The sequence below is a fragment of the Clostridium beijerinckii genome, from assembly GCF_018223745.1.
GTDB classification, from domain to species: Bacteria; Bacillota; Clostridia; order Clostridiales; family Clostridiaceae; genus Clostridium; species Clostridium beijerinckii.
The window spans coordinates 283,860-300,250 of record NZ_CP073653.1 but is presented as its reverse complement, the minus strand read 5'-3'; the positions used below and the strand labels follow the sequence as shown (position 1 = coordinate 300,250).

Here is a 16,391-nt window from a genome sequence, read left to right as displayed (position 1 = left end):
TTTTTTTTACAGAGCCTAGGCTTATGTTCTTTCTGTAAAATAATATAATATTCAGTAAATCATAATAATATATCTACAATTAACCTTTTAGTAGCCACCTTCTATGTCTATATACGCATTCTTCATAGTAGTTAACTGCTTCTGCAAGTCAATAATTTTACTTCCTATATTATCAACTAGTGCATCTTTGCTTTTCAGCATCTCCTTATTTTTTTCCATAGATTCATTCACTTTTTGAATTTGATCTTCTAATTCTAAGAAGACTGAATATTCTTTTTTAAAGTAAGGCTTTTGCTTTGCTTCTTTAATTAGCAACTTTTCAGCTTCTAGCATATTGGATTCATTAATAAACTTATTCGCTTGATCCTTCCAAACCTCTATAGAAAAAATGCTTTTCAATGTTCCGATTTTATTTTTTGATTCATTGATATGCTTTTCTGCTAACTTTTTCTTATTGCACAAATCATCATAGTAAAAATATGATGGCAAGAGAACTCTTTTTTCTGAATTCATAACTAGATTTTTAAATTCACTCTCGTAGCTTCCATACCTTCTCAATAATGAGTCATAGGCTTCTGATAATTCTTTCTGGTTAATTTCTAATTCTAATTTTTCTCTCATTAGTAGTGCTAAGCTACTTTCCTCTTCCTCTTTCTTCATACAGATATCGTTATATTTTTGCTGTTTTTGTTTCCATAACTTGACCAAATCATTATAACCTTCCAGATTTATAAAATCATTATCTGAGACTAAACTTACACTCGTTATTAACATCACTGCTAATGGTACTAATTCTTCTTGCTGATTTTGGCTTACAACTATTGCATCGCTAGATAAATATAATAGAACCATAAAATAGGTATTAGAAAAATTTTTAATTAAAGACCTTTTCTCAATTAAATTTTCAATTTGAAATATAATACTAGACATATCCTTATATGAATCAATGCTCGCTAAGTCTGCTATCATATATAGAAATGTATATGGTTGAGATTTTATAGCTGCTTTAATGGCCGACTCCGTCATGACATCTAAATCGAGTTTTTCATAGTAAAGCCTTTTCTCTTTATTTTCTGGTCTTTGTCTTAATTTTGTGATTATATCATAAATCTTTTCTATAAGCTCTTCTGTAATATGTGTATTTGAACCTTTATTTTTTAATGCTGATATAGTTCTATTCATATAATATTCATTTATTGCATCTAGCTTTTTTGTTCTTGCTTTAAAATCCTTTTTAGTGGCTAAAAGACTATAAGCTTTATCTACCATGTAATCCAATGTCTGTACAAATTTTCTTCTATTGTATATCTTCCCATAAGGCGCATTTGACAAACTTATTAATTTATAATATAAAATTAGCTTTATTTCATTATCATTAATGTTTTTTAAATTCTCTAAATTTCTATTTAGTAATTCTAAAAACTTATCTTCATTATATCTACCCAATAATTCCTTAGGTTTACTTATCAAATTAAAACTTGAAGTAATATTATTAATGATTGTATATACGATTTTAAGCTCTTTTCCTGATAGTCTTAAAAATCCATCATAAAATTTTTCATGCCTAATTTCTCGTTTTATATTTTCATTTACTAGTTCTTTAAATATTAACGCTTTTCTTTTATACTCCACTGTATTTTTATTGTAAATAATTATATTCTCATTAAATACAGCATCTTCAAAGTTTATTTTTATTTGAATACTGTTCTTTTTAGCTTCTAATTCTTTTCGTAGCTCATTATCATATAAAAATTCTATTGTTTCAACAATATCATTATATTCTTCTGTTAAGTTTAATAAACTTTCATATGCGTGTCTTAATATTCTTAATTCTTCATCCAGTGATACTTTCATCCTTTTTATTGATTCATCTTCGTCATCTAACTCCTCAGTCGATATTTTCAATTCTTGATTTTGTATCTCAGCCTTCAGAAGCTGCCCCTCTTTTTCTAGAAGAAGTTCTTCATTCTCATTAAACTTAATTTTCATTTCATTAAGCTTTTTTTCATATGTTTTATAATCCGTTTCCATATTCAATACACATTTATTTTGCATTTCTACTTTTCTATTTAATATATCTTGGATTTCTTCTAAATAAGCTTTTTCTTCTTTTATTAATATTATGATGTTATTTATTTCACTTATTCGCTTTGGAGAACTATCTACCTCAAGAATCTTTTTCCTAAGATTATTGATTAAATTTTCTCTTTGAGCAATATCGTTATTGATCTTTAAAAGTTCTTTCTTCATATATTCTATAGTACTAGGAGCACTAAAACTTAAATTCTTTATATCTAGCATCAAATTTTCTTTTTCTTTCAAATAGTAATATAGAACCTTCTGAGCTATTTTTAAAATTTCTATTGGATGTTTAGGTATCTTTCTATTTCTATCTCTTTTTGAAATGTTCTCATACCCGTTAGCCAATATAATCTCTATATTATTATAAATTTCTTCTGAAAAAGAAATATTAGACTTTAACTTAATACCATTTAGTAATGTAAGTGCAGAAACATTCATATCCATTCCACTGTCCTGCGCTATATCTCTTAAAAGCATTTCCATTACTTTTCTAACAATAATCTTTGTAACTATTGGATAATACTCGCATAAAAATTCTGCTTTTATCAGATCATTGTAGTACTTTTCTATTTTGGTTCCTTTTAGGTAACCAAAATTACTTTCAATGTATTCCATATATTCCCCCTGTTTATTTTAATCCGCCATTACATTATTCCAACTTTATAAATTCTTTCTCAGTTATAATGTAATCTACTGGTACATCATGATAACTGGTTGGAACTTTATCAAGTACTTGAAAATCATATGCTAATGCTAATTTTGTAATTCTTTTTATATTATCCTTGTTAATTTTCTTGAAATATCTATCATAAAAACCTGCTCCATAGCCAACTCTTCCCCCACGCCTGTCAAAAGCTACGCCTGGAACTATAATTAAATCAAGTTCGTTTGGATCAATATATGGATCATTTATAGATGGTTCTGGTATTCCATATGAACTCTCCAACAAATTATCCAGTGATTTAATTTCTACTGCATCCATAAGTCTAGTTTTAATTTCCGTCCTTGGAACATAAATTCTTTTATTATTATTTAAAGATTCCTTTATAAAATCTCTTGTATTTATTTCAGTGTCAAACGATATATAAACAAAAATTTTTTTTGCCAATTTATAATACTCGCTACTATAAACTGTTTCTAATATTTTTTCATCCATTTTTTCTTTTTCTGTTGCATCTATTTTTTTTCGCTTATCTAAAATTTCTTTTCTTAGTATTTTCTTATTAATAAAGCTTTCCATACAAACAACTCCTATAATTATACTTCATATCAATCATGAACTTTATATTGTTCTCAAATTAATAAATCTATAGATATTTTATCTAGCTATTCACTTTACTTATTATTTTAATTTTACTTACTAAAACATCTTATGTCTATTCTTTATATATCTAAAAATAGTAAACCTTACATAGTAGTAAAATTAATTATGCTTTATATTGTACTTATCTTTATTGATTATACATATATCTTTTAATATAATGAACATAAAATATGTGATAAATAAAGGGAGAGTAATTTATGAACTACGATGTTGAATTAATAAGAGAAAAGAGCTATAAGCCGACATTTTGGTCTGGTGGAATGGCGACAGAATTAATAACATATCCAGTAGATTCTGATTATGCAAGCCGGAACTTCTTATGGAGACTTGGTATAGCTAAAATTGATATACCGGAATCTACTTTTAGCGATCTTACAAATGTTTCACGTAAATTTATGGTTACTGAAGGCAAAATAACCCTTGATCATAAAAATAAGTATAGGAAATTACTAAAAGCCTTTGAACAAGATAGCTTCATGGGTGATTGGAAAACAAAAACTTATGGAAAAGCCTCTGTTTTTAACTTAATGACAAGAGAGAATTATAATGGTGAATTAGTTCATTTAAATATTACGCCTAGAAAAAAGTGTGTATTCAAATATCAAGTTCAATTAGATAAGGAACTTATAGCCATTTGTTTTTATGTTGTAAGTGGTAGCTTTAAATTTACTATTAACAATAAAATTTTCAAAGCTAATACTAATGATTTGCTATTGCTTAAATCCTTAAACCTAAGTTCTATACATGAATTTTTACTCTCTAGCAATTCATTAGAAATTACTAATATAATAGCAAGCGTAATTTATAGTCAATAATACTAGAATGCATTAAAAAGGCTTCATCTCAAATTACTTCTAATTTGAGATAACTCCTTTTTATTTTTCTTTTAAAATACATATTATAAACTGAAGTCCTTAATTACTACCTTAGGCTTCTTAAAGACTACCTCCTTTGTTATTTCATAGCTATCTTTATCTATAGTTATTCTATAAATATCAGGACAACCTTCTTCTCTCCATTTTTTCATATATTTTGCGGTAGCATCTATATCTGTATAATAATTTTCATCATAATAATCTGAGAATTCCAAATAAGATAATATGCATCTCTTATCTAATACTAAATTCTCTCTACCTACATTTTTACATATTGGAATAAAGAATCTTAAAGGTACTTCATATTGATATCGTCCCTTAATTTCTTTTGATTCCATAATAGCTCTTTTAAATAAAATATTTTCTTTATAATCGCTATCTATTTTTAATTTAAATATTATTTTTCCACTTTTATTCTTTTCTAATTTAGCTTTAATCATATACTCACCATCTGTCTTATTTTTATATACTTCTTTTATTTTAACACGGTAAATATGAACTGTCTAAATTTTCAAAAATACCAACGCAAAAAAGGAAACACTTAATTTAAACTTAAATATAAGTGTTCCCTCAATGCATGTCTATTTGATTTCTATATTAATAATTTTCAACAAATACTTCAAAGTATGCTTGTGGATGTGCACATGCAGGACATGCAACTGGTGCTTCTTTGCCTTCATATATAAATCCGCAATTGCCACACTTCCAAAGAGTTACTTCATCCTTCTTAAATACTGTTCCATCTTCAATATTTTTAGCTAGTTTTTTATATCTAGCCTCATGTCGTGCTTCAACTTCACTTATCTTTCTATAAACTACTGCAATTTCTGGATATCCTTCCTCTTCAGCTGTTTTTGCAAAACTTGGATAAAGGTCTGTCCATTCTTCATTTTCTCCTGAAGCTGCTGCAAGTAAGTTTTTCAATGTACTTTCGTGGAATGAGACTGGGTAAGATGCTTGTATTTCTATCTGCTCGTCAACATAATCATCCTTAAGGAATTTATAAAACCTTTTTGCATGTTCTTTTTCTTGTTCTGCTGTTTCTAAGAATATGTTCGCAATTTGCACAAACCCTTCTTTTTTAGCAATACTAGAATAGTAAGTATATCTAGTTCTAGCTTGGCTTTCCCCTGCGAATGATTTCATTAAATTTACTGCTGTTTTGCTTCCTTTTAAACTCTTCATAATCATACCTCCAATATACAAATTCTCTATATAATGATACCACTAAATAATTAAATTATCTAGGATGCTTTTAACTCTAATTCATTATTATTCCTACAAATAAAGAACAAGTTGAATTAGATTCTTACATCAAATTCAACTTGTAATTCTACCTATGTCATTTTAAACTTACTTATTTCTTCATCTAACTTTTCCGCCAATAATTGTAGCTCATCCGCATATTTTGTGAATCTATCCATAACTGCTGTTATTTCCTCTGTTGATGCAGTTACTTCTTCTGAAGCTGAAGCAGTTTCCTGTGATATTAGTGATATATTCTCAATTTCTAATACCGCTTTTTTCTTTTTCTCATCAACATCAATAATAGAAGTCTTTATCTCATCAACCTTGCTTATCATTGTTTCAATTGATCTAAGGATTTCGCTAAATATCTCCTGTGTCTTTCCTACTGCTAAATCTTGCTCTGTCACTACACTTTCTGTAGATTTAATCGCTTTAACCGCTGTATCAGACTTACTCTGGATATTTGTAATAATAACTTTGATTTCTTCTGTTGATGATTTTGATTGTTCCGCGAGTTTTCTTATTTCCTCTGCTACAACTGCAAACCCTTTTCCTGCTTCCCCTGCTCGTGCAGATTCTATACTTGCGTTTAATGCCAATAAATTAGTTTGCTCTGTTATTTGCGAGATTGTTTCAGATATTGTATTTATTTTTCTAGTACTTTCGTCCATATCTCTAACTATGCTATCAACTTCACCTGTAGCTATCTTAGTTTTCTTTGATTTCTCTATTAATGTATCTATCATAGATAATCCTTTGGCACCTAATTCTTTGGTACTTGCAGAGAGTTTATCCATCTCATTAGAATTTACACTTATTTTATCTAATCTATTAGATAAATCATTCATTTCTGCAACTCCATTTTGAGCATTTTGCGATTGATTTGTTGCTCCTTCTGATACCTCTTCTATTGCTTTTGCAACCTCTCCTATAGATGCAGTTACTTCCTCAGACATACTTGCAAGATTAGATGACGTTTCCAAAACTGTTTTTGATGATTTAGTTACATTGTTCATAAGATCTGAAATATTCTTTAGCATTTCATTAAATGAATCAGCTAGATCCATAAATTCATCTTTTGTGGATGAAGTCATAGATACAGTTAAATCTCCACTTGAAGCTTTTTCAAATACTTCTTTTAATTTCTTAATATTATGTGCTATTCCTTTACTTAATAATAAAGATAAGACTATAGAAATCAAACATATAACTACTACTATAATTAGAGTTGTAGTTAATATTGAATTTGTGTCATTTGATAGCTCTTTTTCATCTAACGTCGCTACTAATTTCCAACCTGTAATATTATTAGTTTCATATACTCCAAACTTCTTTGCATTGTTAAAGGTATACGTTATAAATCCTTTTTCATTAGTTTTAGCATCATTCCAAAAGGATTGTTTAGATGCTGCATCAGTTCCTAATAAATCTTTATTGGGATGTGCTATCATATTTTTACCTTCTACGTCAGAAATAAAAACGTATCCAGTTCTTCCTATTTTTTTCGTACTTATTTTTTCTGTAAGTGTCTCTAAGGAAACATTCATAGCGCAAACTCCTATGACTTTTCCATCTCTTTCTACTGTCTTTGCAATAGACACAACATTTTTTCCCGTCTGAGCGTCAATAAATGGTAAAGTTATTATTACCTTTCCTTTATTATCTACAGCCTGTTTGTACCAAGGCCTTTCTTTGGGGTTAAATCCTTCTGGCATTTTACTGTTAGGATATATATCAAACTTCCCATCAGTAGTTGCAAAATATGAACTGAAAATATTACTATTACTTTCTTTTAAATTCTTTAGACTCTCTGGTATGTATGCTGCTTGTTCACTCTTATCACTGTTAACAAAGTTATAATCCGTGGATATCATAATTATCATATTACTAAATCCATCAAAATAATTACTGATTCCATCATTTACTTCTAAAAGTGTTTGCTGACTTGTTAATTTTAGTTTTTCATTAAGAATTGATCTGGCTTGTATATTAGCACCATAACCTAATATTATTAAAGGAATTACACAAATTCCCATTAAGCTAATAACTAGTTTGCTGCGAATAGTATTAACCCTAAGCTTTTCCGTTTTCATTACTATTACCCCTTTTCATAAAATTGAATAAATAACAATTTAATTTAATCAAAGCTGTTATCTATTTACATTATTTTCCCTCTTAATTTTTACAATAACAATTTACATATTCTTTTTATTATCGCACTGGGAGTTCAATTTCTTTACATATATACTATAATATTATTAATTTTTATCATAAAACCAAGTCGAAAATTGCACCTTTTTACCATATATGTTTTAATTAATTAATTACATCTTCCTTACTTACTAATACTTGATTATACTTGTATATTTTTAATATAATATGTATATATTTAATATGCATTTATAATATTAGAATATGGGGAGGAAATTATCTTGGATAATTCATTTATATCAGATATGAACATTTTTAATAATGACATATCATTCTTAATAAAACTTAGGGCAAAGCCACAAATATTAGAAATAGTTAAGAAAAAGCACTTAGACGAAATTTCCGATGAGATATCTATACAAGATAAGAAAAACGATTTGCTTATTTGGAATGCGATGTATACTAGAGAAATAGTTGAAAATGGCATTTTAACAAGATATCTTCATCCCATATATAACAAATTCTATACTTTAATTCCTACTCTTAATACTATAGAAGATTTACAAACTATTGAAATACAAATGATAGATACATACATTAATCTCCTTATAAATGACGTTGAAGTAAAAGATAACTTTGTTATAAATAGAATTTTGAAGCACCTACATCTTAATATCGAGAGCCAAATTTCATTGAAAAAATTGTCTAGAGAATTAAATCTATCTGAGGGCTATATATCAGATTGTTTTAAGAAACATATGGGCATGACTATTATGAAATATGCAAAAAAAATAAGGATAGATAGGGCTAAAGTGTTACTTGTAACTACAACTAGTAGTATTTTAGAGATAGGCTTAACCTTAGGTTTTCATGATCAAAGTCATTTCCATAAAGTATTTAAATCATTTACTGGTGTTTCACCTTCTGAATACAGAAACAATAATTTTGGATAATAAACAAACTCACTCTAATAAAAAGAAGACTAAAAACTTGAACTTTCAAGTTTTTAGTCTTTCTTATCAGTTGAATTTAGTACTAACCGGTATCGATCCCATTTAAACTAAATTATTATTTTATTTATAAATTATAACTTCCAAATGTCTTCATTGTATTGAGCAATTGTACGATCTGAAGAAAAGAATCCTGCTTTGCTGATATTAATTAATACTTTTTTATTCCAAGCTTCTCTATCTTCATAATCTTTAAATACTATATCTTTAGTCTTGATATAATCTTCAACATCGAGTAAAGTCATGAACCAATCCTTATTAACTAATTCCTTATGAAGTCTTGTAAGATTTTCTTCATCCCCAACTTTTATCATTTTATCACTTATGATAAAGTCAACCAATTCTTTTATTTCTGGCTTTTTATAGAATTCCTTAGAAACATAATCTGCATTTTTATAATGTTCGATAACTTTTTCAGAAGATTCACCAAATATATAAATATTTTCATCTCCAACTAATTCGTGAATTTCAACGTTAGCTCCATCTTCGGTTCCTAAAGTTAATGCACCATTTAGCATGAACTTCATGTTACCAGTACCTGATGCTTCCTTAGATGCAAGCGAGATTTGTTCTGAAACATCACAAGCAGGTATTAACTTAGAAGCCTTAGTCACATTATAGTTTTCAACCATAACAACTTTTAGATATTTATTAACTTCTGGATCATTATTAATTATTTCTTGTAGACAAAGAATAGTATGAATTATATCTTGTGCAATTACATAGGCTGGTGCAGCCTTAGCTCCGAATATCATTGTTATTGGTGTAGTTGGCTTATTCCCCTTCTTTATATCCAGATATTTATAAATAATATAAAGTACATTCATTTGTTGTCTCTTATACTCGTGAAGTCTCTTAATTTGGATATCAAAGATAGAATTTTCATCAATTTCTACTCCTTGAGTTTCTTTTAAATATTCCTTTAGTGCAATCTTATTTTCTTTTTTAATTTCCCCAACCTTACTTAACACTATCTTATCATTTACGAACTTAGCTAATTCTTCTAGCTTAGCAGCATCTTTCTTATATCCATCTCCGATAAGTTCTGAAATATAGCTGGCAAGTTTGTTATTGCAATGAATTAACCATCTTCTGAAGGTTATGCCATTAGTTTTATTATTGAATTTTTCAGGATATATATCATAGAATGGCTTTAACTCTTCTTCTTTTAAGATATCAGTATGGAGAGCTGCAACTCCATTTACGCTGTATCCATAGTGAATATCCATATGGGCCATGTGCACTCTCATATCTTCATCTATAATAGCTACTTTTTCATCTTTAAATTTAAGTTTAACTTGATTGTCCAATTCTCTGATAATTGGTAATAAGTGTGGAACAACCTTTTGCAAATAAGCTATTGGCCACTTTTCCAAAGCTTCTGCTAATATTGTATGGTTTGTATAAGCACAAGTCTTAGATACTATTTCAATGGCTTCTGACATAGTGATACCTCTTTCTCCAAGCAGCCTTATCAATTCAGGAATAACCATAGATGGATGCGTATCATTTATTTGAACAACAACATGTTCATGTAATTTATGAAGATCATACCCATTTTCATCTGCCTCAAGTAATATTAATTGTGCAGCATTGCTAACCATAAAATATTGTTGATATATTCTTAATAAGCGTCCAGCCTCATCACTGTCATCAGGATATAAGAATAATGTTAAATTCTTCTTAATATCTTCTTTGTCAAAGTCAATTCCTTCTTTAACTAAAGTTTCATCTATTGTATCTACATCAAATAGACGAAGTTTATTTGAGACTTCTTCATCATAACCTGTTACATCTATATCATAAAGTGTTGAAGTGACTGTGAATCCTGCAAATGGAACTTCAAACTTAATATCAGATTTATTTAACCAACTTTCACTTGTTATCCAAGGATTCTTAACAGCTTTTTGCTTATGATCTTCAAAAACTTGTTTAAATAATCCAAAGTGATAGTTTAGTCCTACACCATCTCCATTTAGTCCTAAAGTTGCAATAGAGTCTATAAAACAAGCTGCTAATCTTCCAAGTCCACCATTTCCTAGTGAAGGTTCTAATTCAATTTCTTCAATTTCAGCTAACTCCTTACCATTCTTAGTCAAAACATCTTTAACATCTTCATAAAGACCTAAATTAATTAAGTTATTTGATAGTAATTTACCAATTAAAAATTCAGCAGAAATATAATATAATTTTCTCTTCCCTCTATTAACACTCTTTTTCTTGATTGTTCCCTTTGTTAATTCTAATAATGCTAAATAGATTTCTTCATTACTCGCTTCTCTTGCTATCTTATTAAACCTTTTCTTTAAGATTTCGTTTAAATTTTTTTCTAACATATAATTTCCCACCTTAAATAAATTATTTATTTTTATACCCATGAGTAATATCTTCGATTTAGCCTTATTATATCAATTTACATTCAAACCGATTGTATATTTCTATTATATTTTGTATATTTATCATGTGAATTTTAGATTCATAAATTTCTATAAAAATAATTTATGATATAAACATATTGATATTATGATTAAAACCTAAACCCTTAACACATTCATCAATCGAATGTCAATGATTTAATAATGCGCTCATCTTTTCCTAACGGTCTCTCCTCTTCGAAAAAGCCACTAACTTCATCATCAATAATATCTCCTTCAAAAACTTCAATTATTGAGGCTTTTTCCTTCTTTCTTCCTTTACTCCTTCCTCTTTTAACCTTTACAGGAATATGGATGTTATTTTTTAGATCACTTGACTCTTTTTCCTTAGTTGTATCTTCTTCATTACTATTAATATCCTTATGCATATCTTCCAAGTTAGCTACCTCATCACTTTTTATATATTTACTCTCATTCTCACCTACATTATCTCCAGCGTTTATATGTTCACTTACAGCAATTGTGCTTTCATTTTTTAAATTTTCTTCACTTTTTATTTCTTCATTTCTAGCTTCTTCTTTTTCTATCTCTGCTGAATTTGATATCTTATTACTTTCAACTTTTTCCTTCAACTTAATATTTTTATGTTTAGCAAAATTCTTTACCCTATATGCATTATGTTCTATAACTTCGATCATTTCTAATTCCATTAGCACCTTTAGTGCAAGTTCAACTTGATCAATATCCCTATTAAGCTCTATTGCTAAGGTTTCAATTGTATATGGAATATTTTTTGACATAAACAAATCGCCTTCTCTATTCACTTTCCCAGCCAATATTACAACTCTTGTCCAAATATAGTTAATAAGATCTCTTTCAGGTTTTCTATCTATTATTTTAAATTTAGTATCCTCATACATATCAACTCTAAATTTGACATATTTTCTCTCTCTCATATCAATCAATCTCCTTTAAATAATATTTCCTCTATATGTATGAAATATTATTTTTCAGCAAATTTGTAAACCTATTTTTAAAAATATTTTCTCCTAAAATGCTACAATATTTTTATTTAATTTATGAGAGATTAGCTAAAAATATAGATCGATATAGTATATTTTCTACACTACTCTATGGCATAATTTCTATAATTAATTGTAAAAATGAAATAAGTATGAAGATTCAGGATTAAATCTGATTTATTCATGCCATATATATGTTCTGAATAGAGTCTATAAGAAAATCTTGTTAACTTAGATTTATTACTAAAAAAATCTTTTACGGTATATACTTTTCCTACAAACATGAGTGGTTTTTCTGGACTTTCTTGCAGAGTAATTGCTGATATATAAACTTATATTAAATTTCTATTAATATATAAATATAAGCATGCATGAAATTTACTTACACGAACTTATGCATGCTTAATATTTATAGAAATGATGTCACAGCCACATTTTTGCCTTTTTTGCAAAAGTGGCTTTTTTATCCTTTAGCCTACTATATATCATTTTGTTACGATATAAGAAATGTTAATTCAACAGTCACTTGACAAAAGTGTATGGCAGCCATATACTATTGACATGGATAGATATATAAATAACAAACATAAAATTGCATATGATTCTCTTGATTTAGCATTTTCCTTAATCGATCTTGATAAAAAGACGCGCTATTTCGGAACTGATGTGCCGATTTTTCACTCTGAAATTCATATAATAAAGGCCATTGCTGAACATCCTGGTATTCATGTTGGTGGATTAGCAGATATTCTAGGAGTAACAAAAGGGTCTGTTTCCGAAATCCTCAAAAAGCTAGAGAGAAAGGCTCTGGTTGTAAAGGAAATTGATAATCTTAATTTATCTAGATATTCGCTGAGCCTGAGTGAAAAAGGTAAAAAAGCTCATAGCAGCCATATGTACTATCATTCTATTTTAAACAGTATGTTTGAAGATGAGCTAGAAAATGCTTCCGAATATGAATTAGAATTTTTGTCAAACTTTTTATCGTCTATGATAAACAAAGTTAAATCTTTTAATGAAAACTTTGATGAATAAATACTTTACGCAAGTGTATAGCTGCTATGTTAATTTTCATTATAATTTAAGCTAGAAAATGCTAATATCAAAAAGAGAAAATTATCAGAGGTCAGATATGACTTCTGATAATAGTAAAATATGTAAGTGAATATATAAACAATTATCCCCAGGCATATGGCAACCATACACCCTTTATCTATAATCAAAGCAAGAAACTCATATTAACTATGTGAACTACCATTCTATTGTGTCAAATATAGTTGGATATGAACCACAAAATGCCTCCAAACGTGAATTGAAATTTTTCTCATTCATAATAAGCAAAATTAAGTTTTTCAATTAAAATTTTATACATGTGTATGTATGCTATACGCTTTTTCATCACAATTAAGTTAGGAGGAAATAGTATGAAAAAGAAAACATTATTAAAGTCATTTCTGAGTTTTGATAATAGTAAAGTAAGTAAGAGAAAGCATAAACCTAAAACACTTGATGCTGATGAAAGAGGTTTATGGACTGCTGAAATGAGTTTATGGGCTATCTATACTTCTTTATCCTCATGCGTTCTCTTTGGTTCTTATCCATATGAATGTCCGATATTTACACCAACGAATCTTTCCAATAGCAAATTGGAAAACAATAAATTTGATGGGCTCTAAAAAAATAAGACAAATGAGGAATTATACTAAAGTGTATGCCACCAATACGCTTTAATCTATAATTAATGCAAGGAGGATAAGTGATGTATCAAAGTAGGCGTTATTCACAGAAAAAACTTAGTCCTTCAAAAGAAGAATATTTAAAAGCCATATATAAATTATCTGAAAAAACACACTCGGTACGTTCGATTGATCTTGCTGCTTATTTAGGATTTTCAAAGCCAAGCATTAATAATGCTGTGGCTATATTGCAAGAGGCCGGATTAGTTGTTAAGCCCTTAGGTGGGGAAATACATCTCACTGATGAAGGACGTAAACAAGGCCAAATAATTATAGCTAAGTTTCAGCTAATAAAACAATTCTTAATTGCCTATTGCAATGTTAATGAGCAAACAGCAAGTAAAGATGCCTGCAAAATTGAGCATATTATCAGTGATGAAGCTACTTTTGCTCTAAAGAAATATTTAAATCAAGTATAAACATATGATAATTTTAAGGAGAAACTATATAAATGAATCAATTACGTAATGAACACACACCCAAACCACATCCACATTCAAGAAGATCCATACAAATAATACTGATAATCGGAATTACATTTACTGCAGCAAATTTGCGTGCACCTTTAACAGCAGTTGGTCCGTTGATCGATGAAATTCGTAGAAGCTTACATATTTCAAATACATTAGCGGGTATGATTACAACACTTCCGTTATTCGCTTTTGCAGGATTTTCACCTTTCGCTCCAAATTTGGCGCGAAAATTTGGCACTAAGTTAGTGCTTTTTTGGTCACTTATTTTCCTGACCTTGGGAATTATATTACGTTCATTGTTTGGAGATTTAGGACTGTTTCTTGGTACAGTAATCATTGGATTATCCATTTCTGTAGGTAATGTGCTGATTCCCAGCTTAATAAAACATGAATTTCCTGAGCGGGTCGGTGTAATAACGGGTATCTATACTGCTTCTATGGGCCTTTTTGGCGCTATAGCATCCGGTATCAGTGTCCCCGTTGCTTCAGAATCAGGAGTAGGATGGGGAGTAGCCTTAAGCATTTGGGCTTCACTTAGTTTCTTATCCATTGTCCTCTGGATGCCTCAAATTATACGAAGAAAACAAAAACTATCTATTGTTCAAAGAACGGTTCATAGTGGCATTAGAACAAAAGCCAAAGACGTCCACGAAAAAAAAGATGAAATGGAGATCGTTAAGGCAAATAGTACTAGTATTAATAAGATTAATCTCTGGAAATCTCCTTTAGCATGGCAAGTGACAGTATATATGGGATTACAGTCTATGCTACTCTATTGCATGATTGCGTGGTTACCAGCTATTTTAGTGCATCAAGGTATGGATTCAAGCAAAGCAGGATGGATGCTCTCCCTTTACCAACTGGTATCTCTTCCTACATCGTTTGTTGGTTCTGTACTTGCTGGGCGTAAGGCTAATCAACGACCATTAGTTATCACTGCTTCCCTATGTGTTTTGGTAGGGCTTTTGGGAATATTCCTCGGAGAAACAGAGCTTACAGCACTATGGATGATTATATTAGGTATTGGCGGAGCTCTTACTTTTTGCTTAGCTCTTATATTTTTCAGCTCTCGTACAAGAAATGCAGACGAGGCAGCAAGACTATCCGGTATGGCTCAATCAGGAGGCTACTTACTCGCTGCTTTCGGGCCGATGCTTTTTGGTTTTCTGCATGATGCGGTTAACAACTGGACGTTGCCACTTATTATCTTAATCGGTGCTGCCGGATTATGCTTATTTGCCGGTCTAGGCGCATCGCGCAATCTTTATGTTAGTAAAAATGCTGGCAATAAAGCCACCATCTAGATCTTCTATCTATAATCTAGATTAATGCAGTAAACTGTTTTTAATTTAAAAATAACATTCCAAAAGGTGGTTTTGATATGAAAACCACCTTTTTTCCACTACAACTAGCAATCACATTATTATGGCAGCTAACTGTATGGCAAATTCTCTTCCTGCATGATAGTGTTATGTGAATATCTTAGACACAAAAGTTAAACTTCTAAAATACATTTTATTAAACTAAATTTTCTCCATTCTTAAATGCTCTTAAAGATAACTCATTAAAAACTTCATCATCAGTTCCACAGTAGTGGATGCAATCCTCTAATTTCCAACCAAATACGTCAAAAATATTATTAACATATTTAATGGCTTCTGCACCTTTTTTAGGATCTAAGCTTCCTTGAGCAAATACAGTTATTAACTTTTTACCTGGATGTCTAGGAATAAACTTATTGGGAAGCTCTTCAACCATTGGAAACGTACGATCTAACCAAGTTTTTGCCTGACCTGTAATTTGGTACATATATATTGGGGAACCAAATACAATGCCATCTGCCTCAGCAATAGCTTTATACATTGGTTGTAAATAATCATTAACAGCACAGCCATCATGAGTACGACAATAAAAACATCCTTGGCATCCACGTATTCCGGTGTTATTTAAATCAAATTCAATAACCTCAGCGCCTTTGGATTTTGCTCCTTTTGCTACTTGATCTAATAATTTTGTTGTATATCCATTCTTTCTTGGACTACCTTTAAAAATAACTACTTTTGACATTTCGCATCTCTCCTTATAATATAAAAAT

General features: G+C 29.5%; 14 protein-coding genes. 6 read left to right on the top strand and 8 right to left on the bottom strand.

The genetic code is table 11. From position 1 onward, the window contains the following. Positions 1-87 precede the first annotated feature (87 nt). Both KEC93_RS01460 and KEC93_RS01455 read right to left on the bottom strand, forming a co-directional pair. Positions 88-2,697, bottom strand: coding sequence for a transcriptional regulator (locus tag KEC93_RS01460; protein WP_077868911.1), 2,610 nt, complete (start codon positions 2,695-2,697; stop codon positions 88-90). 34 nt (positions 2,698-2,731) lie between these two features. Then, entirely contained in the window at positions 2,732-3,322 is a 591-nt protein-coding gene (locus KEC93_RS01455; RefSeq protein WP_077868910.1) for a 5-formyltetrahydrofolate cyclo-ligase, read from the bottom strand. A gap of 281 nt (positions 3,323-3,603) precedes the next feature. Between KEC93_RS01455 and KEC93_RS01450 the strand changes: the two genes are divergently transcribed. Next, on the top strand, positions 3,604-4,221 hold the full coding sequence (locus KEC93_RS01450) for a HutD family protein (protein ID WP_039772633.1): 618 nt from the start codon (positions 3,604-3,606) through the stop codon (positions 4,219-4,221). A gap of 83 nt (positions 4,222-4,304) precedes the next feature. On the opposite strand, the gene KEC93_RS01445 is transcribed toward KEC93_RS01450, so the two are convergent. The 3 genes from KEC93_RS01445 to KEC93_RS01435 all read right to left on the bottom strand — a co-directional run bounded on the left by KEC93_RS01445 (position 4,305) and on the right by KEC93_RS01435 (position 7,622). Beyond that, complete coding sequence (locus KEC93_RS01445) at positions 4,305-4,721, bottom strand: hypothetical protein (protein ID WP_011967639.1); 417 nt, start codon at positions 4,719-4,721, stop codon at positions 4,305-4,307. A gap of 157 nt (positions 4,722-4,878) precedes the next feature. Beyond that, positions 4,879-5,466, bottom strand: coding sequence for a rubrerythrin (gene rbr / locus KEC93_RS01440; protein ID WP_017209758.1), 588 nt, complete (start codon positions 5,464-5,466; stop codon positions 4,879-4,881). 152 nt (positions 5,467-5,618) lie between these two features. Then, a complete protein-coding gene (locus tag KEC93_RS01435; protein WP_077868909.1) occupies positions 5,619-7,622 on the bottom strand; it encodes a methyl-accepting chemotaxis protein in 2,004 nt (667 codons plus the stop codon). Between the two features lie 339 nt (positions 7,623-7,961). Here KEC93_RS01435 and KEC93_RS01430 point away from each other — a divergent pair, with 339 nt between their 5' ends. Next, positions 7,962-8,633, top strand: a complete 672-nt coding sequence (locus KEC93_RS01430; RefSeq protein WP_077868908.1) for a helix-turn-helix domain-containing protein — start codon at positions 7,962-7,964, stop codon at positions 8,631-8,633. A gap of 131 nt (positions 8,634-8,764) precedes the next feature. Here KEC93_RS01430 and KEC93_RS01425 read toward each other — a convergent pair whose 3' ends face one another. Beyond that, positions 8,765-11,026, bottom strand: coding sequence for a glycogen/starch/alpha-glucan phosphorylase (locus KEC93_RS01425; RefSeq protein WP_077868907.1), 2,262 nt, complete (start codon positions 11,024-11,026; stop codon positions 8,765-8,767). 218 nt (positions 11,027-11,244) lie between these two features. Further along, positions 11,245-12,021, bottom strand: coding sequence for a putative phage replisome organizer (locus tag KEC93_RS01420; RefSeq protein ID WP_077868906.1), 777 nt, complete (start codon positions 12,019-12,021; stop codon positions 11,245-11,247). A gap of 627 nt (positions 12,022-12,648) precedes the next feature. Here KEC93_RS01420 and KEC93_RS01415 point away from each other — a divergent pair. The 4 genes from KEC93_RS01415 to KEC93_RS01400 all read left to right on the top strand — a co-directional run bounded on the left by KEC93_RS01415 (position 12,649) and on the right by KEC93_RS01400 (position 15,600). Continuing rightward, a complete protein-coding gene (locus KEC93_RS01415) occupies positions 12,649-13,122 on the top strand; it encodes a MarR family winged helix-turn-helix transcriptional regulator (RefSeq protein WP_077868914.1) in 474 nt (157 codons plus the stop codon). 389 nt (positions 13,123-13,511) lie between these two features. Beyond that, entirely contained in the window at positions 13,512-13,763 is a 252-nt protein-coding gene (locus tag KEC93_RS01410; RefSeq protein WP_172462783.1) for a hypothetical protein, read from the top strand. Positions 13,764-13,846: 83 nt separating this feature from the next. Beyond that, a complete protein-coding gene (locus tag KEC93_RS01405; RefSeq protein WP_077868904.1) occupies positions 13,847-14,242 on the top strand; it encodes a metal-dependent transcriptional regulator in 396 nt (131 codons plus the stop codon). Between the two features lie 32 nt (positions 14,243-14,274). Then, positions 14,275-15,600, top strand: coding sequence for a CynX/NimT family MFS transporter (locus tag KEC93_RS01400; protein WP_077868903.1), 1,326 nt, complete (start codon positions 14,275-14,277; stop codon positions 15,598-15,600). A 214-nt stretch (positions 15,601-15,814) separates the two neighbouring features. Here the strand turns inward: KEC93_RS01400 and KEC93_RS01395 are convergent, their stop codons facing one another. Then, positions 15,815-16,363 carry a flavodoxin family protein gene (locus KEC93_RS01395; protein WP_077868902.1) on the bottom strand — a complete coding sequence of 183 codons (549 nt, stop codon included), beginning with the start codon at positions 16,361-16,363 and terminating at the stop codon, positions 15,815-15,817. Positions 16,364-16,391 lie beyond the last annotated feature (28 nt).

Coding starts and splice junctions, on each gene's coding strand:
- KEC93_RS01445 (WP_011967639.1), bottom strand. CDS start 4,721: ATGATTAAAGCTAAATTAGAAAAGAATAAAAGTGGAAAAATAATATTT.
- KEC93_RS01425 (WP_077868907.1), bottom strand. CDS start 11,026: ATGTTAGAAAAAAATTTAAACGAAATCTTAAAGAAAAGGTTTAATAAG.
- KEC93_RS01405 (WP_077868904.1), top strand. CDS start 13,847: ATGTATCAAAGTAGGCGTTATTCACAGAAAAAACTTAGTCCTTCAAAA.
- KEC93_RS01410 (WP_172462783.1), top strand. CDS start 13,512: ATGAAAAAGAAAACATTATTAAAGTCATTTCTGAGTTTTGATAATAGT.
- KEC93_RS01395 (WP_077868902.1), bottom strand. CDS start 16,363: ATGTCAAAAGTAGTTATTTTTAAAGGTAGTCCAAGAAAGAATGGATAT.
- KEC93_RS01455 (WP_077868910.1), bottom strand. CDS start 3,322: ATGGAAAGCTTTATTAATAAGAAAATACTAAGAAAAGAAATTTTAGAT.
- KEC93_RS01450 (WP_039772633.1), top strand. CDS start 3,604: ATGAACTACGATGTTGAATTAATAAGAGAAAAGAGCTATAAGCCGACA.
- rbr (WP_017209758.1), bottom strand. CDS start 5,466: ATGAAGAGTTTAAAAGGAAGCAAAACAGCAGTAAATTTAATGAAATCA.
- KEC93_RS01460 (WP_077868911.1), bottom strand. CDS start 2,697: ATGGAATACATTGAAAGTAATTTTGGTTACCTAAAAGGAACCAAAATA.
- KEC93_RS01400 (WP_077868903.1), top strand. CDS start 14,275: ATGAATCAATTACGTAATGAACACACACCCAAACCACATCCACATTCA.
- KEC93_RS01420 (WP_077868906.1), bottom strand. CDS start 12,021: ATGAGAGAGAGAAAATATGTCAAATTTAGAGTTGATATGTATGAGGAT.
- KEC93_RS01435 (WP_077868909.1), bottom strand. CDS start 7,622: ATGAAAACGGAAAAGCTTAGGGTTAATACTATTCGCAGCAAACTAGTT.
- KEC93_RS01415 (WP_077868914.1), top strand. CDS start 12,649: ATGGATAGATATATAAATAACAAACATAAAATTGCATATGATTCTCTT.